Here is a 23,668-nt window from a genome sequence, read left to right as displayed (position 1 = left end):
CGGCTCAATCCTTTTTGTATGTCTATTATTTTTTTAACCAATGATAGATTCCTCTAACAATCACGTATCCGACCATCACAATCCATGCCAATACAGACAGAGCAACCACTGCTATGAAATGTGCTGGCTTTTGGTATCCAACCGTCAGCTGATTCTGACCAGGTTTTTCTTTAACCCTTGCCGCTCCAATATCGGAAACGCGATATTGATTACGACTAAGTTTGGCCCCGTTCAGTTTAACCGTCGAACTATGGTACAAAATTACCGGAACGGTTCGATAATCATTCTTCATCTGACTGGTATCAGTGTTCCACTTAACGGTTAAATCACCATTATGGTCCACTTGTTTTTTAAAACCATGATTATTCATGACATCAGCATGGTACTGCGATCCAACCGAATTAAAGTTGGGATTACCAGAATCATTTGGCAAGTAGTCCCCATTTGACTCAGAAACGTCGCGCAATGGCTTATCAAGGTTGCCACTTATAAAGTCTAAGCGAACCTGTTTCACGCTCAAATTCTTCTTAAACGGACTCTTAGCTGGTGGCATGTACGCTCGTGGTGTCTCCACGTTTGGAAGAGCACGAATCATATTACGTTTAATCGGGGAACTCATCGGGTTATTCCAAACATCCACGCCATACTGAACGTTTGAGTACGCAAACCAGAGGGAAGTGACCGTCATGACAGCTACCACGATTCCCATGAAAATTTTCATGTAGTTGTAGCGAATATCACCGTGTGATGCGCTGATTTTTTCGTACCAGTCCTTACTAATCTGACTAAGTGACATGAAGAAACCCACCATCAACAAAATTGCCGCATACGGAAAGAAACGATATGGGAACTGGATAAAGTTCTGCATGTAGGTCCACTTCTCACCCATTGCGTTCCAGGGTAGCATCGCCGATGATACTAGGAGAAACAAGCCACCCACAATCGTGACCACGATGTTAGTCAGATTCTTCTTTTTGGCAATAATCATGTAACCCAACTGGAAAACACAAATCAGTGTCAGTACAATTCCAACTTCATTGGGTAAGTTATTATAGAAATTAAAATTAGCCGAATACGTACTCATGTCCTTCATCATAAACGGTGGCATGAGTTCGTTTTTCCCGAAAATGTTCAAGAAGCCAACGAAGTAATTTCCAGCCAAAATTAACGTTAGGACCACGTTCAACGCAATCTTCCCCAGGTACTTCCACTTAGCTCGGGAACGCCAAAGACCCACAACCGCAAACGGGACTAGCATAATGACCGTGAACAAGGCACTCAGGATGTGCATTTCAAGTAAAATCGCAACGACTAACGCTAACGTCACGTGGATCTTCTTCGGTGAACCATCCAGCAAATCAAGAGCCACCATCACCGCAAAGGGCAGAATCGCTGCACCCCAAGCTAGGAACTGGGCATCAGTCTGCCAACCAGTGATGAAGTTTTGTGACAAATAAATAATGGCGCCAGCTGTGGCAAAAAAACGGTTGACCTTGACCCGGCGAAACAAGCCGTACGAACCCAGTCCAGCGATAACATACAGAATAAAACTTGTCACCAGCTGGAAGCTAAACCAACTCTTAGTCACTAGCAAAACTACGCCTAAGATAAAGGCCATGTAAGGTCCATAGACCGCGTTGACGATTCGCCCGGTCTGATTGAAGCCATAGTTAGTCATGAAATAGTTGAAGTTGCCAGTTTGAAGCTGTCTTTCAACGTCATAAATGCGATTAAAATGAAAGAGCGAGTCATTTCCTAGTAGGATACTGTGTGAAAAGTACTGAATTGCAACCAAGAAAAGGGCCGCCAACAAAATTAAAAGAACCGCTAACATCGTTTTAGCATATTTATTTTTCTTCATGATTTCCTCTTATAAGTAATTGTGATTAACTTCTTAATTATCATCGATTATACACTAATTAATTGCCACAAAAAAAGACGGTTACCTATCGTACCGCCATTATCTCGTTATTTTTGATCAGAATTCTGTTGATTAGCTTCCTTTTGGAGTTTCTTCTTCTGGTGAATGTAAACTAGCGCCATTACACAGACGATAAACGTCGTAAAGACCACTAGTAGCGCCAATAAAATCGTCCAGATTGAGGTTGGCTTGGTTAAAAAGTAAACCACGATAAAAATCACAACTAGTGGCGTTAACCCCCAGTTCGCAAAGTTGTGCAAATTTTTAATCTTCTTATTTAATACTTCCTCTTTACTTTTTGACTCCATTAAAAAGACTCCTTTAATTTTCCCATTTTGGTATCAAAATCGTGATGATCAGTCGTCCACGTGTTAAAAATTGCTGAATTTTGAGCCGCTTTAAATAAATTATCCTGTTGTTTCGTTTGAACAATTTTATCATTTTCAATCCGATTAAGCATGCTTGAAACAAATTTACTCACAAAAAAAGCGCTCTGTAACTCCTAGATTCACCCTAGTAATTACAAAACACTTCAATAAACTTTATATGGCACTCTTCAAAAGGTTCTCACTAGAACCACGTTGACTGATTAGTTCCATGATCTGACCAGCAATCATAAATAAAGCAACGTTGTTAGCGTAAAACATGTGGTCGGTAAAGACTCCTTCGATTAGGGTAATGATAATAATCAAGGCTAAATATGAGGTCACCGCACTGTCTTTCGACAATAAACGAACAAGTCCAATGGTAATTAAAACCATCAATATTACAAACACAATGTAACCATCCATAAACAGCACCCGTGAAAAACTAGAATCAATGTAAAAGTAATGTAAGACATCACTAACCTTACCGCCATTTCCACGCTGCTTGATGTATTGACCAAGCATGCCTGGCATGTACTTTAAATAGGCTTCATGAACCAGAGCCAACCGGTTACTAAAAAGCTTATTTAAAGTTAACCAAAGACTATCATTTTTATAAAAGATCATTGATATGATGGTCCAGAAGGCAATCAAGAGCGGCGTCAGTTCCGCCAGTATCTTGGTGTATCGATTTCTTAAATTAATGGAAAAACATGAAAGGATGATAACAATCACGATCGCGATGTTAAGCAACAGATCGGTTCTGGAATCAGTAATCAAGTAAATGGCAATCGTTCCAACCGCCATTATTAATGAACCAATCAGTTTGTTCTTAAATGATATCTTATTAATCACTAAATAACTTGCTAACGCAACGTTCAAGAAAAAGACCGCTGAAGATAATAATAATGGGTAAACGAAACCTAAACTATTGCGAATTAATCCGTTTCGTGGAAATTGCAGGTTTGGCAAAATACCAAATGCGGAAAATAAAATAACTACCCCAATCACACAGATCGTAACAATTATTTCCGTTTTAATAATCCGTTTAATCGGAACGTCCTTCATACCAACAAGAAACACCATCGTATACAACAAACTTTGGTCTCTAGCAAAATGACCATTTATGAATATGAAAGTAATTAGGACAAAAATTCCCACCAAATAAATCGACTTTAAGTTATCAAAGAAAAAAATCTTAAAAAACACATAAACAAACGCCAACAGGAGCACCAAATGTAGCACGTGTCCAATGACTGGGTGCATTTTAATGATCATCGTGGTCCCAACTAATGCATCGAGGATTCCGACTACCAGAGCACACAGATACAAAGAAGATTCATGTTTTTTTAAAAAATAAATTGAATCTTTTATCATTTTTCGGTTACAACTCCATTTACGTAATTCTCATTTAATAATTTCAATTGTTTATTAGCAGAATCGTCATTAGGCACAAAATCCTTATGGTTTTTATACTTAAAGTCGTATTTACATGACCTTAATGTTACTTTACTGCCCACCGTTGCATTACTAATCACTGGTTGCGTAATTATCGTCCCACTGAAGGGATGAATCGGTGGCTGAACGTCCATGCTAACAGGCTTATCCAGCATCGAAACATAGACGGTCTGATTTTTACGTTTACCGTTAACTTTAATCTCATACAAGTAATTATCATCAGATTGATTAATGTTGGTGATCGTACCAGTCTCATCAAAGTTAACTTGATTCGTTCTTTCAATCTCGTTCGGGTCCACTGCTTTATCCTTAACATACTTAGAACCAACAAAAAAGATCCCGATGAAGACGATCCCAATACAAACCAGCCATACACCTGTTTTTTTATGATTTGGTTTGATGCCATGGCTATTGCTTGCCTTGTCTTGATAGTAACTATTTCTGATCAAAACATATCCGAGGACTAAAATAACAAACGCTACCAGTAATATTAATAATACAAATAGTTTGCTAGATAGTAGCTCAGAGGCTTTGTATATAACCCATTGCGTATTTGAATATTTGATAATACCACTCCTACTTATAAATGATAATGCGATTAATGTATATATTATTTTTAATTAATAGATACGTTAATAATACAGATATTATAGCACAAACCATTGTATCACTTTCATAAGCTTTAGATTAATACCATTTTCACGTCCTGCCAGATAATAAAATAAACAAAAAGTTAATTTCTTGCTAAATATAAAACACAAACCGCTTGAATTGAGTATAATTGTTACATAACTAATACAGAACTGGAGTGAGAGTAGTGAAGCTTTATTCATATTCATTTATTTCCCACAATTTCAATTTTACCAACTACATCTTTATTGGTTTAATCATTGTGATTGCGTTGGTCATCATTGGAACTGGGATCTTCTATTATCGAAATAGAAGTAATCTAAGATTTCGAAGCCTGTTCATCCTAGTTACGATGTTAGGGGCACTCATTATCGCGATGCAGACGGGCCGAGTCTTTCAGCAAAAAAACGCTGATAGTCAAACTACTCAGACCGTCCAAATCATGAAAAACATCAGTAAGCAAAAGAAAGTTCCGCTAAACCAGATGTATGCTAGTAGCAATAATCTGGTTGATGGAATGACGATTCAAGCGGGAAAAGACGCCTACGTGGTTCACTTCAATACTGACATGACCAACTACACGGTCACCCCAACAAAACTAGTATCTAAACCCAAGCATATCAACAAGGGTGGCTTCACGTGGAGTAGTAGTGACTCTCAATATTGGACCATCTTCTTGAAGTTCCTGATTGGATTCATCATGATTGTCTTACAGATTAACCTTTCTGGCAAAGGTAACCTGGCTCCGTCAAACGCCGTCGACCAACTACAAAACTATATTCTTGGTGGAATTATTGGTGGTGTTATTTACAACCAAGACATCACTCCAATTCAATTTGTCATTATTCTGTTAATCTGGTCCGTCATCGTCTTTGCAAGTAAGTTCTTAACCGGAACGAGTAATACGCTGAACAAGCTGATTAACGGAAGTCCGCAGATACTGATTTTAAATGGTGTCGTAAACGTCAACCGTGCATTGCGGAACGGTTTAACTGCTAATCAGCTTGCTTTCAAACTAAGAACTCATGGAGTTAACGACTTCAAGGACGTTAAGAACGCCACCCTTGAAGAAAACGGTCAGTTGACCGTAACGTTAAACGATGAACCTACTATGAACTACCCGATTATTACCGATGGTCAATTAAACGAAAACGTTGCTAAACGTCGTAACTTAAACGACGATCAAGTTGAACAAATGTGTGAGAAACAAGGATGCACCATTCAGGATGTCTACTTAGGTCAGTTTGGATCTAAGGGAGATCTTGATCTTGTGTTGTATCCAAAGAAGAGAAAGAGTTTGAAGAAAACTAAATAGATAGTAAATAAATAAGCCTAATCCAGATGGATTGGGCTTATTTTTATATATATATATCGTTAAGGCAAAATATCTTTTACAAACGGAACCTTTTTAATTACATAAACCACTAATCCACAAACTACGTAAGTAAATAATGGCATTACCAGAATATCAAGCCAACTACTAAAGGTTGTTTTTGTCACGTACATAAATAACTTCAAAAAGAAAGGATGCAAGATATAAATTCCTAAACTAACTGAAGCAACTTTAGCTAACAAAGTTTGAAACTTAGGCTTAACAAAGACTTTGTGTGATTCAACAAAATCCTTAATCCAAAGATAAAGTCCAATTACATATATGAACAATAATGGTCCACCATATTCTTTTAAGTTATTGATAACTGGCGGCAATCCCTTAAATATAAGTAATGCAATGACGAAAGAAATGATTAAGGATAAAAGTGCAACCCATTTCATAATCTTTAACCATTTTCGATCGAAGTAACCTACTTTGATTAAATACCCCATAATGAAAAATCCAACATAGCTCGTAGAAGTAATTGGGAAAATATATGGGGATAAATCCATATGGAATAAGTTATTATTCAAATATAAAAACAAACTATTAAATAGAAAGTCTAATACTACAATGTAAAATAAAACATTTTTATGATTTTTAGAAAGCACCGATAAAATTGGTGTAAGTAAATACAATGCAATAATGCAGTAAAAGAACCAGAAAGCCCCATTAATATTTCCAGAGAAAAAGCTAGTAATAAAATCTCCAATACTAGGATTGGGATGAACATAATTAACATCTGGAAGTGGATTTTTAAGCATCGAGTCAACTATATAATAGACAATACTCCACACAATCAATGGAACTACAACCCTAAAAAACCTCTTTTTAAAAAATACTTGTGTGTCATACTTATCACGATACCCAAGTAATGTTGCTCCAGAATTCATTAAAAACAGAAATACAGCTGGTGCAACAATTGCTCTTACCGCTGAATCAAATATTCCTAAGGCACTTGGAGTAAAATCCCAAGATGAATGAATAAATAAAACAAATATAATCGCAATAATATTGATTACATCAATATAAGTTAATCTTTTTTTCATACTATCTCCTAATTATGTAATTTTTAACACAATTACAATGGTATCAGATTTTTAACTAACAAAAAATATAATTTTAATCAAATAAAGGAGCGAAGAAATATTTCTTCACTCCTTTAAAATTAGTTATTCAATTTCTTTCTTCGGTTAACTAAGAAGTTTCTAACAAGTAAAAACAAAAGAAAAATCCATGTAATTAAACTAATCCAAATTGAAATAATTTGTAAGGTAGTCTTTTTATAAACAACATCTAAGTTATTACGACCTTTGTTCAATTTAACTTGAATTACTTTTTCATAATCAACTTTAATTGGAATCTCTTTACCATTATTATAAACATGGAAACCATGGTAATAAATGTTAGGTATTTTTATCCAATTAGTATTATTCGCACTTAAAAGATCATAGCTAATCTTATTATAGGAAGTACTTCTGCCAACTTGTTTAATCCTGGAATTCTTACCATTCATAGCTGGTACTGAATGTCTTAGAAGCATTGGGATTGTATTCTTTGATTTAGCTGGTAAGTAATCAAAAATATCATGAAAATTTGATGTTTCATTTTCAAATCCATCCTTTGAAGTAATAACAGAAAAACCAGTTAGTTCAGTTGGATTTGATTTAATTTTCTCTGAAGAAGACAATGATATACACAAACAAAGTAATATAAATAAAGTAAGAAAGATACTTTTGTTCCTAACTAAATCACCTAGTGCAGATTCACTTAAAATATCATTAATACATTTACCACCAATTAATGAAATCAAGAAAACCGCAATCAGATAAAATCGATTTGGAAATTGAATCATTTTAAAAATAGGTTGGAAAGCATTCCAGGGAAATAAATTAGAAATTAATAAAATAAATACAATGGCTTCAATAAACAAATATTTAAACATATTGTTCATTTTTCTAAACCAAAAAGCAGAAAAAATAAACGTAACAAGCAAGATAATTCCAATTCCTAAATCATATGCTGAAAGTCCACCAAAAACTATGGTACTAATGTTTAAAGAATCTCTAAGTAAATAAGTTTCCTGGCTTTCTATTATTAGAGGGGAGTACAAATGATGATTCCACATCAATGGAAAAAGAAAAATTGCAGCTCCTAAAACAGAAATAAGAGCGGATAAAACTAAATACACTAAACGTTTTATTTTATCTTTAACACTACTTGAATTTAAAAATAATAGCCCAAGTGATAGAAACATAAAAACGCTGATAATAACAGCAGACAAAATATGAGTTAAAAGAACCAGAATCATTCCAATTGAAAGAATCCACCACTTTTTATAATTCTTACATAATATCTGGTATATCCCATAAAAACAAATTGGTAAGAAGACAAATACCATAGCTTCTGAAATATCTTGTCTCAAAAACATATCAAAAGTTCTGTATTGCGCAAATCCATATAGGAGTGAACTTACTAATCCAGAAAACTTATTTTCACTAATCTTATACGATACTAAGTACATAGAAATGAAAGTAAACAAAGTAATTAAAAATAAAAATATTAAATAAGAATTATATGCACCAAACCCTATCATTCTAAAAAATAGTTCAGGTAAAAGGATTAACTGCGGATAAAATAAATTCAAAGGATAACCAATTGATCCGCCAGTTTTAGTTAAAATATCTGGAAATAGATGGATCAAATTTCCATTTTTAATGTATTCAAATGTTTCATTTAGCGGAGCAAGATGAAAAGGCAAATCCCATGAGACAATCGGAGTATTATAGTACGGTAACACAATCAAAATACTCAGTAATACAAACAATAAAATTACAAACAGATTAGGATGTTTATGAAGAATTCTTTTACACATTACGATAAAAAGCACCTCTAATTAATAGAATATACATTAATCATATCAGAATTCTTCCAAAATAAGAAATTTAATTTTACATACAAAAAGAGCGTGAAGACAAAATCTTCACGCTCTTTTACGTATTATTCTATTTAAGCACTCTAAATCGCTTGCTATCTTCCATAAAATCTTTTTCGCTAGCTGGAGTGTTGATTGAACCGAAGTTCATCTCAGCCCGTAACTGCCAATGATCCGGAATATCAAAGGTTGAAGCTACTTGAGCATTAATCAATGGATCATAGTGTTGAATGTTAACGCCAAGTCCATTTTCTTCAAGGCCGGTCCAAACAGCGAACTGCGCATTTCCTTGTCCTTCTTCAGACCAGTTGTACATTTCGTATTGATAGGTCTTAAATTGACCTTGCAATTCTTTGACCTTGTCCATATCAGTGAAAAACAAAATTGATGCGTAGGCATCCCTAAAAGTTGAGATTTTTGCCTTGGTGCGAAGGAAGCCGTCGGCAGGTACCTTTTCTCTTAGTGCATCTTCAACGATATCCCACAACTTATCATGGTTTTCGTTAAAAAGTACCACAGCTCGAACCGTCTGCCCATTAAAGGCACTTGGTGTGTATTTAATTAATTCCTTGATATAAGTATATAGATCGTCCTGTGAGAAAGGTACATCCTTACCCAAGTCATAGATAGTTCGTCGATTCTTCTCAAGATCTAAGAATTGTTTCTTTAATTCCATGTTCCAAAACTTCTTTCGTCAAATTTGATTCTTGGTCTTTCCCGTTGTCATTGCTTCGTGGAAATTATCATAGCTAACCTTGATCATGTCGACCGTGGCTGGCTTAGTCAGATAACCCATGTGCGGAGTAATAATAACATTTGGATAACGCTTCATCAATTCTAACACGTCTTTGTTTGGAAGGTCATCTAATGAGTTGAACTCGTTACCATCAATCTGATTCTCATCAATAATCACGTCAGCAGCGTAGCCACCAATGTTACTACCAGACAATGCAATCGTAACGGCCTTAGTATCAACCAGCTCACCACGCGCAGTGTTGACTAAAATAGCGTTTCGTTTCATCTTGGCTAACTCTGGAGCACCAATCATCTCGTCATTTTCACCCGGTACGTAAGGAACGTGAATGGAAACAATATCCGACTTCTTTAACAACTCATCTTCATCAACGAAGGTTACATCGGGATTGTCATTTGGATGACGTTGATAGCCAAGCACGTTGGCACCAAGATTGTGATACAACTTAGCCTCAGCACTCCCCATGTGACCAACTCCGATAATTCCGACGGTTGCATCATGAATTTCATTACTGAAATACGTTGGCAGAACCCGAAAGTCAGCGTTATTTGTATTTACAGTTGCCTGGGCAACGTGTCTGAATAGGTCCATTCCCATCGTCAGTGCTAATTCGGCAACGGAATATGGTGAATAACTAGGAACGTTAGCAACCATAATTCCGTCTGCTTTAGCAGCATCTAGGTCAATGTTGTTGTAACCAACAAAACGGGTAAACAGATACTTAATTCCCATATCCTTGACTTTATCCAAGACATCTTTATCAGCGACACAGGAACCGTCAATCAGGATGGCATCCGTGCCCATTGCCTCGTCAACCGTATCAATCTTCAATGGTCTTTCAACCAAATTTAAATCAAAGTCATATGAATTTAAATCCACAAAGTATTCTTTTTCAAATGGCCTTACGTCATAAGCAGTAATCTTTGCCATTATATCTCTCCTTAGTTTAATGGATGAAGTGGTTTCCCGGTCTCAATCACTTTTTGAAAGTTCTCAAAACTGATGCGAACCATATCCTTATTGGCTTCCTCGGTAAATGAACCCATGTGTGGCGTTACAATCACATTAGGATAGTTCTTCATCAACTTCTTGTCTTCAGCATTAGGAACATCATCCAAACTATTGAATTCTTTACCCATAATCTGACCTTCATCTAGTAGGACATCGGTTCCATAACCACCAATTTCAAAGTTTTCAACGGCATCAGCAACCGCGTTGTTGTCAACCACACCGCCCCGAGCTGTATTAACCAGGATGGCATCGTTCTTCATCTGATCGAGTTCGGTCTTGCCAATTAACTTCTCAGTCCCGGAAGTTAGTGGAACGTGAATGGATACAATATCAGACTTTGTGAGTAATTCATCCATGTCAACAAATTTAACGGAATGATTGTCCGGATCAGCGTGACGTTGATAAGCCAAAACGTTTGCCCCAACTGCATCATACATCTGGGCTTCAGCCGTTCCGATCCTACCGGCCCCAATGATTCCAACCGTTGAATCGTGAATCTCACGACTAAAGTACAGTGGTAAGATACGAAAATCAGCGTCATGCGTGTTGGCGGTTGCTTGAGCAACATGTCTAAAAAGCGTCATTCCAAGAGTAAACGCCAATCCTGCTACCGAATGTGGTGAATAGTCGGGCACGTTAGCAACTTTAATGCCCTTTTCAGTCGCCCGCTTAATGTCAATATTATTAACTCCAACCGAACGAGTAAACAAGTACTCAACGCCATAATCGGCTAAGTGGTCAACGATTGTACCATCAGCGTCGCACATCCCATCAATCAAAACCCCGTTTGATCCCTGAGCCTGACTTACATTGGCCATCGTTAACTTTTCATTGACAAACTTTAAGTCGAATTCTGTTTGATTATAATCTTCAAAGTATTGCTTCTGCATCGCATCAGCATGGTATATTGTTATTTTAAACATTAAACTATCTCCTTATCTTAACAACCCAATTATGAATTAAATCGTGGTTAAAATGCAATTCTTTTCTCTTATTAAATGCTAAAATGTTCATAACCAATCAGAGGAGAATAGTATGGCAAACAAATTTAATAATTTTCACAAAACTCAAGTTAAACGAATCGTAGTAATGGCAGTTGTCATGATCATCTTGGTCATCGCTGGCATTTACGCAATCTTAACGAAATAAAAAGGCGACTCTTTAAAAAAGTCGTCTTTTTTCACGTAAATTTTTATTGAGCCGTGTAGCCACCATCGACCACTAACTCACTACCAGTCGTAAATTCAGATTCATCAGACGCCAAGTAAACTGCTGCGTATGCGATGTCTTCTGGTTTACCTAGGTGTCCCATTGGAGTTTTAGAACGTTGTGATACATATTTAGCAAAATCAGGCTTGATTAGTGGGGTTTGAATGCCACCCGGATGAATTGAATTGACCCGAATGCCATAATCTTTTAGTGCACAATCAATTGCTGCGGATTTCGACATCATCCGAACGCCACCCTTAGCCGCACAGTACGCTCCTAAACCAGGGTCGCCAACTAAACCTTCGATCGATGACATATTCACAATTGAAGCACCAACGTTCTTGTTTTTCATTTGCTTGATGCCTTCACGCATTCCATAAAAAACTCCATCAAGGTCAATGTTTAAGACCTTGTGCCATTCTTCGGTCGTAGTATCTTCAATGGATTTCCCGATAGCAATCCCAGCATTGTTAACTAGGGTAGTTACTTGTCCGAAATCTTTTTCGGTTTCTTCAAACACCTCTGGCCAACGATCTGGGTCAGAAACATCTTGGGTAATAAATTTTACTGAATCAGGATAAGTTTTATTAATTTCATCAGCGGCTTGACGGCCTTTATCCTCATTACGTCCGGTAATGGTAACCTTGGCCCCTTCTTTTGCAAACATCTTAGCAATGGCGTAACCAATGCCATGAGTTCCACCAGTAACAACTGCAACTTTGTTCTTTAATCTGTCTGTCATATTTATCCCTCCATTACTTAGTCATTTACCGACTTAACTGTATCATGAACCCTTATAAACGCACACAAAAAGGCTCATGACTTTCATCATGAGCCTTCCGCGCTAAAACTAATTTAGTACCAGTTATTACTTTCCCAATGCTTTTTAGCATTTTGCCATGAACCATAACGATCGTGAACGTAGTTGTCAGCAGTACGTTCCTGATTCTCCTTCGAGTAATCCCCGTGAAGGTAAGTCTTAGTCAATTGATACTTGCCATACACTTGTGGATTAGTTGGATTTTCAGCATGATACTCACCACGTGATTCATGATAAGCAATCCAATTCTTAGCTGTCATCTCTGACGGACTTAATTTCGACACTGAACTTTCTGATTTTATAACTTTGACAGGTTTATTGGCGTGTGGTGCTTTTCGAAATTTGACTAGCTTATTAACGGTGGTGTAGCGCGATGAATCAGCATTAACATTAGCGCGTGAGCTATTTGCGACTGCTATGCCCGTGGTAAAAATAGCTGTAACGCTAACTGCTGTAAGAATAATATGTTTCCACTCCATTTTGTTCCTCCTCTCAACAGTCAATACGTTAAGGGGTAGAAATTTCAACAATATTAGGAAAATATTACACGGATGTTAAAAAACATTGCAGAAATTGGGATTTAGTATTATTTTATGTATATTAAAACCATTATAAATGTTGAGGTATAAGCAATTGACAGAAAACAATGAATTTGAAAGTTTAAAATCAACTGATGAGGCTGTTAAAAGATATATAGATTCAGATGATAAACTTGCTTTCCAAATTAACGGAGACTGGGGAACAGGAAAAACGTGCTACATAGAAGGATTTATAGAAGAAAGTGAAAAAAACAAAAAGCCATATAATTTTTCTTATGTTTCCCTAAGTGGAACAAAAGACCTAAATGAAAAATATTATGAAATAATATATCAACTTCTAAACGACAGTGGGGAAGTGCTTAAAAAAGTTAAAAAAATAACGAAGAATATACCAAATAAAATAAAAGGAATACCTACTAAAAATATTACTTCTTTCATAAACCAAAAAATGGATGAAACAGCTAATAAAATAATTTCTGATAATAAAAATAAAAATATAGTTATACTTGATGATCTAGAAAGATTGGATGACTCAATAACAAGCAATGAAATTACTGGATTTATACAAAACATGTTAAATAAAAATCTAAAAATAATAATAATATCTAACGAAAACCAATTATCTTCAAGCAATAATACAAATGTTAGATTTAAATTTACGAAAGAAAAAATAATAAACAAAACTATACATTTTGGTGAATATAATAAAGATATTGCTACTCAAATTATTAAAAAATATATAAATAATCCTAAAAACATAATAAATAAAGAATTGTCAACTTGGATTGTTGAAATTTCAGATGAAGTATTATCAGTGAAGGGAAACATTAACATCAGATCAGTTGAAAGCTCACTAGATTCGTTTAATGAAATAATTTCCGAAATACGATCTTTCTATAAAAAAAATAATAATAATTTTGAGGATCAATCAATTAAGACGGCATATTTGTCAAACTTAATATTAACCCTGGGACTAAGATCATCTAAAATCCAAGAAAATAGCTTGGAAGAAATTAATGGATTAAAATATATTCCACTCCGCAAAAAAATATCTTCGTTAAATGAATTTAAGTTTTTAGAAGAATACAATTCAACTCTATCTAACTACCAGGAATATACTTCAAACATCATGTTTTCAGATGAAATTTTTAACAATGCAGCACATGATATCTTTTCAGTAAAAAATTACCTATATCAAATAAAACAGTCTTTCTCTGATCAAAAAAAAGTTGATAATTCAATTGATACGTTCTTACATGGACACTACAAATCAGATTCCCAATTAATGAAATTAGAGAATGCAGTAATTAATACTATTAAGAAAAGTGAAAATAATTACATATCATTAAACGACATGATGAGTATTTATATAACTTTCAACGAGTTAAAAGAGAGAAATCTCCCAATTACAGAACAATTTGAGAATATTAATAATTTAGAGCCAAATGTAATTAAAACAATAAATACAACAGATGATATTAACTACCTAAAATTAATAATACAAAGCAGAACATATGATCTGAATCCTCATATAAAAGAAGCAATTAATTCAAGAATTAAAGCCGTTAAGAAAAGCTCTCAAGAAAAACTATTTATTCATATCATAGAAGGAAAATGGAACCCGAATAGTGGTAATGTTCAACGAACAAATCTTTTAACTTTTTTAGATGAAAACACTTATATTAATAGACTTCTTGATAATGCAAATGAAAGTGAAAATTTAACAGCATATATTAATAACCAAATTTTACCGTTTAAACAACAGTTATCTTTAGAAGTTAAAGAACAAATTGAAAAAACATTAAATCATATGAATCAAAACGCGGAAAGTCAATCAGATAAAGTAAAAACATATTATTTTAAAGCTTTAATTAAATCAATAGAAAAGATTAAAGAAAAATAATTTTGGTATTAAACTTCAATATAAACTCAGGTTATTTATGCAAGAAGTGGTGTGTCTACCATTCCAATATGATTTAATTTAATGAATTTCACGTTTAATCCTTTATTATTCAAAACTGATCTTGCAAACTCATATGAAGTGATTTCTTCTTCATTCGTTAAATGATACATCCCATATGGTAAATCACTTTGGATTACAAACAACATAAACTCCGCCAATCTTCGGGTATCGGTTACCTGCATTAGTTGGTTATTAGTCTTAATCTCACCGCTTTTTAGTAATTCGTCCACCAATTTACTTCCATTTTTATCATATAGATTAGCCGTTCGAATCGTATAATATTTCGTACTAATCTCTTCAATGGCACGTTCTGCCATGCGTTTCTGCTTACCGTACTCACTTACTGGATTGGGAATGTCCGTTATCTCATGTGATTTAGAATTATCATTTCCGTCAAACACCCGATTCGTACTGATATGGACTAGCGTTGCATTCACATCTCTAGCGGCTAACGCCACATACTCGGTGCCAAGAAAGTTCACGTTCTTGTTGATGGTTTTACCCGGCTCCCTTTCGGCGTTAATAGTGTCAGTGTATCCAACGCAATCAAAAACAACTTCTGGTTGATGGACCTGAAAATAATCCGTTACTTGTTTCTGATTAGTTACATCAACTTCTTTTGAAGAAGGTGCCTCAAATTCAATTTGCTTCTCCTTTAGTAAATTTAAAAAAGTCCGACCTAACTGACCAGTTGAACCCAGTACCAATACTTTTATCATAAAATCACTCCCATAAGAAAATAACGACGTGATGATCATTAGCTAATAATATTAACTAATAGATTAACACGTCGTTTCTAATTTGTTTTACTTAATTTTCTCAAACACCTGACTAAAGGCTTGTTTAGTGTAAAAGCCATCATGAAGTTTTTTTGAAATTTCATGTGCATTATCAACCATTTGGGTAAAATCTTCATTAGTTACTTTTTTAAGCGATGAAGCTAGGTTAGAAATGGAATCCACTGATAAGCCAACGTGATGTTGTTTTACAAATTTCGCCACGGCTGATTCTTCCCAGACAATCACAGGCATCCCAGCACTTAAATACGACGACGCCTTATAGGGGTTATTGTAGCGCAAATAGTCGCCAATCTTGCCATCAACAGTATCAACACTATTGCCATCCCACACTAATCCGTAACCATGGCCTAACTTCTTTGATAACACGTCCGGTGACACACTTCCCATGTACTCTAATGAGGAATTCAGTGTATTTGGATCATTAATATTTCCAAAGACTTCGCATTTAACTGCCTTTGAAACGTTTAGATATTTTAAAAAGACTGACTTATTCAAGTTTCCCGCAAACGTCACGTTATCTTTGTATTTTACCCCGTTTTTTTGACTTTGAACGTCAGAAAAGTAGTCAAAGATTTCAAGGTCCACACAGGGAACGTTTAATCCATTTTCTTTTAACGTATCTGACATCGTACTATTCGGTGAAATAACGGCCGTAAAGTTATTTAAAAACCCGGCTTCTTCCTTAACGGTGGAAAAGGTGCTGTTAGGAAAACGTAGTGAATCAATATCATGGATTACTGCCACTGTCTTGACGTGACGGCCATTGAGATATCTTAAAAGGGTTTCTTCAAACTGTTTTCCAGAATAAATTGGATATTGAATAACGATTACATCAGTTGATTTTAGGTGATACTTATCCAGTTTATTAATTCGATAATTAATCAAAAAATGACGATCAAATTTACCGTATTTATACTGCTTTAAGTAAGCCATTTGGAAGCCATAATTCTTTTCAAGGACTTCATTAATGTCCTCTTTAGGCTTGCCAATCCCGTCATTAGCTTTTGACCGGACCACATCAATAATCAATTTTTTCATCAGTTCTACTAAACTCCTTCAAGGTCTACCTAATTATTAAACTTTTGGGTTAATTCGTTAAAACCGCGTTCCCACGCCTTCCAGTTCAATTTGGTTTTATATAATTTTCGCGCGTTTTTAGACATCGTTTTCAACTTTTCTGGTGACTGTGTCAGATCGATCACTGCATCGGCAAAATCCATTGCCGTGGCGTTCTTATTGAGCCGATAACCATTGTAATCATTAATGACATAGGTACCAATTCCACCAGTATCATACGTAATAGAAGGCAGACCATATTCGGAAGCTTCCGCAAACGCAATTCCCGCACACTCTGCCTTTGTTGGCAAAACAAACAAATCACTCTCATTATAAAGTTGAATCATCTTGTTAAGACCAGAGTCTGTATGTTTAGAGACGAAACCATGAAACTTAATGTTGTTGGGTAAATCTTGGTCAGTTGGCTGATTAAGACCAATGACGTTAATCATAAACTTATCTGGGAATCGTTCGTTCAGCTTGTCCATCATGGCACAGATGAGATCCATTCCCTTTCGTTTCCACTCAACACCAACAAACAATAATCTAATTTTACTGTCTGGGTCAGCTTTGTGAGCTACAAATTTATCTGGTAAATTAGCGCCAAAAGGTAACACTTTGACCTTGTTTTCATCAATTCCATAAGATCCAATGGCACCCTTTTTGGCCCATTCACTGGCCATTAAAATCAAAGAAGCTTTTTCAAGGGTAACTTTGTCCATTTGGGTGTGTACTTCAATCTTCTTTTTCGTCAAATTGAAGTAGTAATAATTAATCATTTCGCTAAAAGTCGCATCATTTAAAAAAACAATCGGTAGGTCGGTTTGCAAAAATTCAACGAGGTTATCCTCAGCCGCAACAAAGATAAAATCAATATCAGATTCATGCTTCAACTTCTGCTGTAAAGATTGACCCTCAAACCTTGCAATCCACTCGTCAGAAAAAGCTTTTAAATCAGGTAACTTAAACCACTTGGTAAACTTTCGAAAGACTTTTCCCAAAAATAACTTAATACCAGATGGACGCACTGAGACAACTTGGTTTTGTTTAGCAATGACGTCATAAATGTTGCTGGTCGTACCAGACCAAACCGAAACATCATTTAATTTATCCTCACTAATAAAAGCAATCTTCATTGGTTCTTAACCTCTTATTATTTTAACTAGAATTTCTTTTTAACAATGGTAATTATATCCTTTGAAACATTTGTTTTAAACAAAAAGATCAGGAGACCATAAATTACAATTCCAATCCCAACTTCGATGATCAGATCAATCCATTTAACATTTAGAGTCATGTCTAGGACAGAAACGATCGCAAACATTATGAGACCAGCAATAAAGTACTTAAAGAATCCGTGGTACAACTTTCTAAAGTCAATTTCATCCTTAACAGCATATAGTTGGACTAGAGTGACAATGGCTTCTGAAAGAACCGTCGCAATCGCGGTTCCCACTGCTCCCCACAGTAAAATTAAAGGAACATTAGCAACGATGTTAACAATTGCACCAATAATAACCGAATAATTATAGGCCTTGTTTTGGTTGGTCGGAACCAAGTATTGGACTCCAATCGCATTACTCCACGCAATCATGACGACCACAATTGACTCAATCATCATCAGTGGAACAACTGCCATAAATTTCGGACCGAAAAAAAGTGGAACAAAGCTCGGAGCAACTGCCGCAATTCCAAACGCAATGGGAATGGACAACGCCGTCACAAACTCAAAGCTCTGATACAAGTAGTCTTTAACCTTCTCGTGTTTTCCTTGCATGAAGGCATTTGCCACGTGCGGAAGCATGACGGTTCCCGTCGCAGTAACGACCGCTAATGATAGCTTGACGATCTTATCCGACTGATCAAAGTAACCAGCTGCCGTAACAGAGGTCATTGCCCCCAGCATCGTCTTATTAACCACTAAATAAATTTGCGTGGCAATTTCTGGAACAAAAAGAACCATCGACGGCCAAAAATGCCTAAACCAGTGAAAGTTTTTCCAGTCCACTTTTCCTAAATATCTTCTCAAACTTGGGAATAAGGTCAGATTTCCAATCAATAGCGACATAGACAGTATAAATATGTATAACCACAAGTCACTATATGACTTAACGAACGCAAAAATACTGAAAAGCGTGATTATTTTAACAACAAAGTTTCTTAAAACGGTCACAGCAAAGTTTTCGACCCCCTGAAAGAACCAAGAGATATCAAAAGCTGCCGCAAGCAATGAAAAAGATTGGGCAATGTAGTAACTGTGAAAGCGATGCACAAATGCCAAAAAAATAAAGAAGGCAATGTACGCCACTCCAATCGTTACCATTCGCATAAAGAATATTTCATAAAAAGTGTTGGTTAGCTTTTGCTTATTATTTCGCACATACGCAATCTGCCGATTACCGTAGAGTGCGACCCCAACACTTCCAAAGATAATGAAATATTGAATATTAGCATTTGTATACGAATTAATACCAACCCCTTGTGGTCCCAAAACACGGGACAAGTATGGAGTGGTGATTAAAGGAACTATCAACACGAATAGTTGATAGGACGCGTTATACAAATAATTCTTAATTACTTTACCCAAATTTATTCACCAAATTCGTTTTTAACTAGTCTCAAAGCTGACATGATGGTCTGATCCATGTTGTAGTAACGGTACTGACCTAACCGGCCACCAAAGACAACGTTTGGCGCATCTTTTTCAGCTAATTCGACATAATTCTTGTACAAAGAACGATTCTTTTTATCATCGATTGGATAGTATGGTTCATCCCCACGGTGCCAGGTTTTGGGATACTCATGAGTAATGACGGTCTTATTCTTGTTACCCTTACCAAATTCAAAGTGTTTGTGTTCAATGACTCTAGTGTAAGGGGTCTCAGCATCGGTATAGTTGACTACCGCGTTTCCTTGGTAGTTATCAACGTCTTTCACTTCAGTATCAAACTTCAAGCTACGGTACTCCAGAGCTCCCAACTGATATTCAAAGAACTGGTCAATCATTCCGGTAAAGATGATACGCTTGCCGGATTTTAGATACTCATCCTTTTTATCAAAGAAGTCAGTGTTAGTTTTAACATCGATTAAGTCACTAGCAAGCATTTTTTCGATAATTTGAGTGTATCCACCAATTGGAATTCCTTGGTATGGATCACTAAAGTAGTTGTTATCATAAATGAAGCGAACTGGAATTCTTCTAATGATAAAGGCTGGGAGATCAGTGGCTTTTCTGCCCCATTGTTTCTCGGTATAGCCCTTTACTAATTTCTCATACAAGTCAGGACCCACTAGTGAGATAGCCTGTTCTTCTAAGTTAGTGGGCTTATCCGGAATATTAGCACTCCGCTTCTGTTCCTCAATCTTAGCCTTAGCTTCTTCCGGCGTTCTAACTCCCCATAGTTTATTGAAGGTGTTCATGTTGAACGGCATGTTATAAATCTCACCGTGATAGTTAGCAATCGGACTGTTAACGTAGTTGTTAAAGTCCGCAAATTGATGCACGTAATCCCAGATGTCCTTCATTTTGGTATGAAAAATATGAGCTCCATATTCGTGAACTTGGATGCCCTCTACTTCTTTGGTATAGATATTGCCACCAACGTGATCACGTTTTTCGATCACCTCAACGTGATTGCCGCGTTTAGCAGCTTCGTATGCAAAGGTTGATCCAAATAATCCAGAACCAACCACTAAATAATCAGTCATGTTATCCTCCAAAATGTATTAATTTACTAGGGCAAGCCCTGCTTAAATGTTTTATTTTCTGTCTGAAATGTACAAATAACTTACTAAATTAATAGATAGTCTTACTTTATCAATAATAGTAAAGAATAATGATACAAGCAACAATGCAATTAAGATTGTAATGTCAATTAACTATCCTTTACTTCATTAACAGCCTTCCCATTAATTTTGGTTCTTTTTTTATCCCCGTTTAAAAACCAAGTATACTCTACATCAAAATGTCCGATATCAAGAACCTGTTTGTTTAAGGTTTCAGTCAGGTCATACGAAAGAATGGTCGCCGTTGGTCCCAGTGCAACTAGGACTAAGTCTGGATTTTCTTTTATGATGAGGCCCTTCGATCGCGTGAGGATATCATCATATTGTTCAAAGGCATTGTGACTTGGGCATTCTAGCCTCAAGACCTCACTGGCACTTTCTAACAAATCGTTTCCCTTGCCAAAGTGGGTTCGGTCACCCTCAATTACTAATATCTTTTTATCTGAGACATACTTTTTAAATTCATTAAAAACGTACTTAGCAATGTTCTTATCTTTTAAATCCATATACGGACGTGTCACACTGGTATTATAGTAAATCTTATTTTGGTTTAAATCCTTAAGCCACTCAGAACCATACTTCCCCATTTCACGTTCCCAGTACATGTCAGCGTTCATGATACTTGGATCTCTAAATGCTTGGGGAAGCCCAATCCCATGACCATTAAGATTTGAGTGTAGCACTTCTAAGAGCCGTTCGCTCAATTCTTTTGAATCGTGTTCAAACGATTTCTGACCCGTCATGTTAATCCATTTAAACTCGCCATCACCAAATCGGCTAAGGGAAATATGATCGCCAGTAATCGCATCGATGGTTTGTTCAATGGATTTAACTTTCAAAGCTTGAAATTGTTTCTTATATTTAATTTGATAGATTGGAATGTAAAGAGCATCGTTAAACGCCTTATACACAAAAGACTTTAAGTTCAAATCTATTTCTCACTTTCGTTTTGAATACAACTTAATGTAAGTCTTGGGCATCATGAAGGCCAAAATAATTGCAACGACGTACTTCTTGCTCAATTCCTTTAAAGCGGACGAACTAATTAAAGGCCGCAAGATCAAACGCTGCGACTGAGCGTCCCAATTCGGATTATTCAAGATGTTGCGGTGAACGTAAAACAAGTCAATCCGCGCCCTAAAACTTCTGAAATATCTCACCAATTCTGGGTGGTTTGCGATTAATTTATCTACCTTATCAATGTACTCATTACACTTATCAAGTAATTGAGGATCATATGTATTCGTAGTTGACCCCGCGTGCTTGTTCAATAAATACATCGGTTGATTGATGTAGCCAATCTGTTCCCAATTAATCGACAACAGGTACTGCAGCACAAACAAACTGTCTTCAAAAAAGTTCTTGTTGCTCATCTTAATCTGATTTTTATCAATAATGGCTTTAACAAAAATCTTATTCCAAAGGCCGACGTCCATTTCTTGGTTCTTAGTCAGGTAATCCCCAAGCAGCTGAGCATCACTAGTAGCATCCTCCATTACAGAATGATCCTCAACCTCGACCCGACCATTCGGAAATTTCTTCTCAATTCCAGCGATCACTAGTTGCCTATCTTGAATCTTCTCACCCATCGCTTGAATGTATCCGGGTAAATATTCGTCATCATCATCAGAAAACATGATGTATTTGCCGGTTGCGTGCTTAAGTCCCTTGTTTCTGGCCTCAGCTTGATACTGATGGTCAGTATAAAAAAGTTGGATGCTCTTGTGATGGAGCATCCGTGACTTGATAATATTTACAGTGTCGTCGGAGGATCCATCATCAATAACTAAAAGCTCAAAGCTAAAATCGGTTTTCTGATTGAAAATCGAATCAATGGCGTTTCCAATTGATTTTTCCGAATTAAAACTGGGCATGATAATACTAATGTCATAGTCAGTCATTAATGACTCCTCTTTCTAATAGTGCGTTTCGTCTTTTCCGACGTTACTGGAGAACTTTCGTTTTACAAAGCCCCACGCCTTTTTAACTAAATGACGATCACCGATTTGAATCCAGTTGCATTCGGTATATTTAACGTGATTTTTATTAATCCAAACGTCCATCAAAACTTCGGATAAATAACCGAAGACCCGCGCCTCTTGAACCGAATAATTGGAAATGTCAATTCGTTTTTCGACGTTAAAAAGAATGTTAAAGAGCCATTTACAATAGTCGTCAAAGTAATTTGTTTTCATGATGAACATGTTAAACATGTGGGCTGAACGACTGTGCATGACCTGGTCAAAACTGGTTAAGTAATCGGGATCGATTTCTGAAATGACCTGACGAGTCTCCTCTAACGGCTCTTTGTAGTGAGAGTGCACATAATGCGAATAAATGGTTTCAACGACGTAGTACCGCTTTCGCGGCAACACGACTGGAGCCTTTTCTAGCATCTTTTCGGCCTGCTCCTTAGTTAGCACCTTATCAAGCGAACGATCAAGGTGTTTGCTAAAAAGACGACGATAATGAACCAGCCCAATGGCATCGACATCATGTAAGTTCTTCCATGCCCAGTAAACAGCAGTTAGTTCATTGTAATTGGGATTTTTGGCCGAGATGTTGTCACCTTGATTATCCAGTTGAAAACCCTTTTGGCCCTTGTAATTTTTGTCAGCACCAACCAATACTGGTTGGTACAAATCTTGATCTTTTGGCATCGGTGCATCTTTATGGGACGCCACCAAAATTGCAATTTTCATCCTTCAACCTCTTTAATAAGCAGCGTTTGGAACCACCATAATCTGAACCGTCTTGCATATGATCTTCAGATCAAACCAGAAACCACTGTTCATAATGTAGACGATGTCCAAATAAACCATGTCATCAAAACCGACGTTATTTCTCCCCGTCACCTGCCACAAACCAGTACAGCCAGGTTTGACTAACAGTCTCTGGCGGTCATAGTCCGTGTATTCGGCGACTTCTTTTGGAAGCGGTGGACGCGGTCCAACCAGTGACATTTCACCAATCAAGACGTTCACTAACTGAGGCAGTTCGTCTAAACTATACTTTCGAATGAAACGCCCGACCTTGGTAACTCGGGGGT

Annotated in this window: 23 protein-coding genes; 2 read left to right on the top strand and 21 right to left on the bottom strand. The window is 36.3% G+C overall.

Translation table 11 applies throughout. From position 1 onward, the window contains the following. Positions 1 to 25 precede the first annotated feature (25 nt). The 5 genes from AC6UD0_RS06000 to AC6UD0_RS05980 form a co-directional block, all read right to left on the bottom strand. Positions 26 to 1,861 carry a putative glycosyltransferase family protein gene (locus AC6UD0_RS06000; protein WP_500708470.1) on the bottom strand — a complete coding sequence of 612 codons (1,836 nt, stop codon included), beginning with the start codon at positions 1,859 to 1,861 and terminating at the stop codon, positions 26 to 28. Positions 1,862 to 1,968: 107 nt separating this feature from the next. Beyond that, complete coding sequence (locus AC6UD0_RS05995; protein ID WP_500708468.1) at positions 1,969 to 2,229, bottom strand: hypothetical protein; 261 nt, start codon at positions 2,227 to 2,229, stop codon at positions 1,969 to 1,971. Beyond that, positions 2,229 to 2,402 carry a hypothetical protein gene (locus AC6UD0_RS05990; RefSeq protein WP_500708467.1) on the bottom strand — a complete coding sequence of 58 codons (174 nt, stop codon included), beginning with the start codon at positions 2,400 to 2,402 and terminating at the stop codon, positions 2,229 to 2,231. Before AC6UD0_RS05990 ends, AC6UD0_RS05995 begins: the two co-directional genes overlap by 1 nt. Before the next feature lie 61 nt (positions 2,403 to 2,463). Then, positions 2,464 to 3,663, bottom strand: a complete 1,200-nt coding sequence (locus tag AC6UD0_RS05985; RefSeq protein WP_500708465.1) for a hypothetical protein — start codon at positions 3,661 to 3,663, stop codon at positions 2,464 to 2,466. Beyond that, on the bottom strand, positions 3,660 to 4,193 hold the full coding sequence (locus AC6UD0_RS05980) for a hypothetical protein (protein WP_500708463.1): 534 nt from the start codon (positions 4,191 to 4,193) through the stop codon (positions 3,660 to 3,662). Before AC6UD0_RS05980 ends, AC6UD0_RS05985 begins: the two co-directional genes overlap by 4 nt. 368 nt (positions 4,194 to 4,561) lie before the next feature. Here AC6UD0_RS05980 and AC6UD0_RS05975 point away from each other — a divergent pair, with 368 nt between their 5' ends. Then, positions 4,562 to 5,689 carry a DUF3290 family protein gene (locus AC6UD0_RS05975; protein ID WP_500706213.1) on the top strand — a complete coding sequence of 376 codons (1,128 nt, stop codon included), beginning with the start codon at positions 4,562 to 4,564 and terminating at the stop codon, positions 5,687 to 5,689. A gap of 59 nt (positions 5,690 to 5,748) precedes the next feature. Here AC6UD0_RS05975 and AC6UD0_RS05970 read toward each other — a convergent pair whose 3' ends face one another. The 7 genes from AC6UD0_RS05970 to AC6UD0_RS05940 form a co-directional block, all read right to left on the bottom strand. Next, entirely contained in the window at positions 5,749 to 6,795 is a 1,047-nt protein-coding gene (locus AC6UD0_RS05970; RefSeq protein ID WP_500706212.1) for an acyltransferase, read from the bottom strand. 119 nt (positions 6,796 to 6,914) lie between these two features. Beyond that, positions 6,915 to 8,621 (bottom strand): putative glycosyltransferase family protein, encoded by a 1,707-nt coding sequence (locus AC6UD0_RS05965; protein WP_500708461.1) that lies wholly within the window; start codon positions 8,619 to 8,621, stop codon positions 6,915 to 6,917. Positions 8,622 to 8,751: 130 nt separating this feature from the next. Beyond that, on the bottom strand, positions 8,752 to 9,357 hold the full coding sequence (locus tag AC6UD0_RS05960) for a nitroreductase family protein (protein ID WP_500706210.1): 606 nt from the start codon (positions 9,355 to 9,357) through the stop codon (positions 8,752 to 8,754). An 18-nt stretch (positions 9,358 to 9,375) separates the two neighbouring features. Continuing rightward, positions 9,376 to 10,365 carry an NAD(P)-dependent oxidoreductase gene (locus AC6UD0_RS05955; protein WP_500706209.1) on the bottom strand — a complete coding sequence of 330 codons (990 nt, stop codon included), beginning with the start codon at positions 10,363 to 10,365 and terminating at the stop codon, positions 9,376 to 9,378. 11 nt (positions 10,366 to 10,376) lie between these two features. Further along, positions 10,377 to 11,369, bottom strand: a complete 993-nt coding sequence (locus AC6UD0_RS05950) for an NAD(P)-dependent oxidoreductase (RefSeq protein WP_500706208.1) — start codon at positions 11,367 to 11,369, stop codon at positions 10,377 to 10,379. Between the two features lie 269 nt (positions 11,370 to 11,638). After that, complete coding sequence (locus AC6UD0_RS05945; protein WP_500706207.1) at positions 11,639 to 12,397, bottom strand: NADP-dependent (R)-specific alcohol dehydrogenase; 759 nt, start codon at positions 12,395 to 12,397, stop codon at positions 11,639 to 11,641. A gap of 113 nt (positions 12,398 to 12,510) precedes the next feature. Beyond that, positions 12,511 to 12,954 (bottom strand): aggregation-promoting factor C-terminal-like domain-containing protein, encoded by a 444-nt coding sequence (locus tag AC6UD0_RS05940; protein WP_500693341.1) that lies wholly within the window; start codon positions 12,952 to 12,954, stop codon positions 12,511 to 12,513. 154 nt (positions 12,955 to 13,108) lie between these two features. Here AC6UD0_RS05940 and AC6UD0_RS05935 point away from each other — a divergent pair, with 154 nt between their 5' ends. Then, positions 13,109 to 14,917 carry a P-loop NTPase fold protein gene (locus AC6UD0_RS05935; RefSeq protein WP_500708458.1) on the top strand — a complete coding sequence of 603 codons (1,809 nt, stop codon included), beginning with the start codon at positions 13,109 to 13,111 and terminating at the stop codon, positions 14,915 to 14,917. Between the two features lie 35 nt (positions 14,918 to 14,952). Here AC6UD0_RS05935 and AC6UD0_RS05930 read toward each other — a convergent pair whose 3' ends face one another. The 9 genes from AC6UD0_RS05930 to AC6UD0_RS05890 all read right to left on the bottom strand — a co-directional run. Continuing rightward, positions 14,953 to 15,696, bottom strand: a complete 744-nt coding sequence (locus tag AC6UD0_RS05930; RefSeq protein ID WP_500708456.1) for an SDR family oxidoreductase — start codon at positions 15,694 to 15,696, stop codon at positions 14,953 to 14,955. Between the two features lie 87 nt (positions 15,697 to 15,783). Further along, entirely contained in the window at positions 15,784 to 16,815 is a 1,032-nt protein-coding gene (locus tag AC6UD0_RS05925) for a glycosyltransferase (protein WP_500708455.1), read from the bottom strand. 29 nt (positions 16,816 to 16,844) lie between these two features. Further along, the gene (locus AC6UD0_RS05920) at positions 16,845 to 17,969 is read right to left on the bottom strand and encodes a glycosyltransferase family 4 protein (RefSeq protein WP_500708454.1); all 1,125 of its coding nucleotides are present in this window, start codon (positions 17,967 to 17,969) and stop codon (positions 16,845 to 16,847) included. 26 nt (positions 17,970 to 17,995) lie between these two features. Next, entirely contained in the window at positions 17,996 to 19,420 is a 1,425-nt protein-coding gene (locus AC6UD0_RS05915; protein ID WP_500708453.1) for a flippase, read from the bottom strand. Positions 19,421 to 19,422: 2 nt separating this feature from the next. Then, positions 19,423 to 20,541 (bottom strand): UDP-galactopyranose mutase, encoded by a 1,119-nt coding sequence (glf, locus tag AC6UD0_RS05910; protein ID WP_500708451.1) that lies wholly within the window; start codon positions 20,539 to 20,541, stop codon positions 19,423 to 19,425. 167 nt (positions 20,542 to 20,708) lie between these two features. Further along, positions 20,709 to 21,548, bottom strand: coding sequence for a GT-D fold domain-containing glycosyltransferase (locus AC6UD0_RS05905; RefSeq protein WP_500708450.1), 840 nt, complete (start codon positions 21,546 to 21,548; stop codon positions 20,709 to 20,711). Positions 21,549 to 21,557: 9 nt separating this feature from the next. After that, the gene (locus tag AC6UD0_RS05900) at positions 21,558 to 22,520 is read right to left on the bottom strand and encodes a glycosyltransferase family 2 protein (protein WP_500708447.1); all 963 of its coding nucleotides are present in this window, start codon (positions 22,518 to 22,520) and stop codon (positions 21,558 to 21,560) included. A gap of 15 nt (positions 22,521 to 22,535) precedes the next feature. Further along, positions 22,536 to 23,321 carry a DUF4422 domain-containing protein gene (locus AC6UD0_RS05895; protein ID WP_500708446.1) on the bottom strand — a complete coding sequence of 262 codons (786 nt, stop codon included), beginning with the start codon at positions 23,319 to 23,321 and terminating at the stop codon, positions 22,536 to 22,538. A 12-nt stretch (positions 23,322 to 23,333) separates the two neighbouring features. Beyond that, positions 23,334 to 23,668: sugar transferase (locus AC6UD0_RS05890; RefSeq protein WP_500708445.1), on the bottom strand; the 335-nt coding region annotated here is incomplete at its 5' end.

It is taken from the genome of Fructilactobacillus sp. X7R9C1 (assembly GCF_059901005.1).
This window is presented reverse-complemented; position numbering and strand designations above follow the sequence as displayed.

Excerpts from the sequence above, each read along its gene's own strand:
- AC6UD0_RS06000 (WP_500708470.1), bottom strand. The coding sequence starts at position 1,861 with ATGAAGAAAAATAAATATGCTAAAACGATGTTAGCGGTTCTTTTAATT.
- AC6UD0_RS05995 (WP_500708468.1), bottom strand. The coding sequence starts at position 2,229 with ATGGAGTCAAAAAGTAAAGAGGAAGTATTAAATAAGAAGATTAAAAAT.
- AC6UD0_RS05985 (WP_500708465.1), bottom strand. The coding sequence starts at position 3,663 with ATGATAAAAGATTCAATTTATTTTTTAAAAAAACATGAATCTTCTTTG.
- AC6UD0_RS05970 (WP_500706212.1), bottom strand. The coding sequence starts at position 6,795 with ATGAAAAAAAGATTAACTTATATTGATGTAATCAATATTATTGCGATT.
- AC6UD0_RS05965 (WP_500708461.1), bottom strand. The coding sequence starts at position 8,621 with ATGTGTAAAAGAATTCTTCATAAACATCCTAATCTGTTTGTAATTTTA.
- AC6UD0_RS05960 (WP_500706210.1), bottom strand. The coding sequence starts at position 9,357 with ATGGAATTAAAGAAACAATTCTTAGATCTTGAGAAGAATCGACGAACT.
- AC6UD0_RS05955 (WP_500706209.1), bottom strand. The coding sequence starts at position 10,365 with ATGGCAAAGATTACTGCTTATGACGTAAGGCCATTTGAAAAAGAATAC.
- AC6UD0_RS05950 (WP_500706208.1), bottom strand. The coding sequence starts at position 11,369 with ATGTTTAAAATAACAATATACCATGCTGATGCGATGCAGAAGCAATAC.
- AC6UD0_RS05945 (WP_500706207.1), bottom strand. The coding sequence starts at position 12,397 with ATGACAGACAGATTAAAGAACAAAGTTGCAGTTGTTACTGGTGGAACT.
- AC6UD0_RS05940 (WP_500693341.1), bottom strand. The coding sequence starts at position 12,954 with ATGGAGTGGAAACATATTATTCTTACAGCAGTTAGCGTTACAGCTATT.
- AC6UD0_RS05930 (WP_500708456.1), bottom strand. The coding sequence starts at position 15,696 with ATGATAAAAGTATTGGTACTGGGTTCAACTGGTCAGTTAGGTCGGACT.
- AC6UD0_RS05925 (WP_500708455.1), bottom strand. The coding sequence starts at position 16,815 with ATGAAAAAATTGATTATTGATGTGGTCCGGTCAAAAGCTAATGACGGG.
- AC6UD0_RS05920 (WP_500708454.1), bottom strand. The coding sequence starts at position 17,969 with ATGAAGATTGCTTTTATTAGTGAGGATAAATTAAATGATGTTTCGGTT.
- glf (WP_500708451.1), bottom strand. The coding sequence starts at position 20,541 with ATGACTGATTATTTAGTGGTTGGTTCTGGATTATTTGGATCAACCTTT.
- AC6UD0_RS05900 (WP_500708447.1), bottom strand. The coding sequence starts at position 22,520 with ATGACTGACTATGACATTAGTATTATCATGCCCAGTTTTAATTCGGAA.
- AC6UD0_RS05895 (WP_500708446.1), bottom strand. The coding sequence starts at position 23,321 with ATGAAAATTGCAATTTTGGTGGCGTCCCATAAAGATGCACCGATGCCA.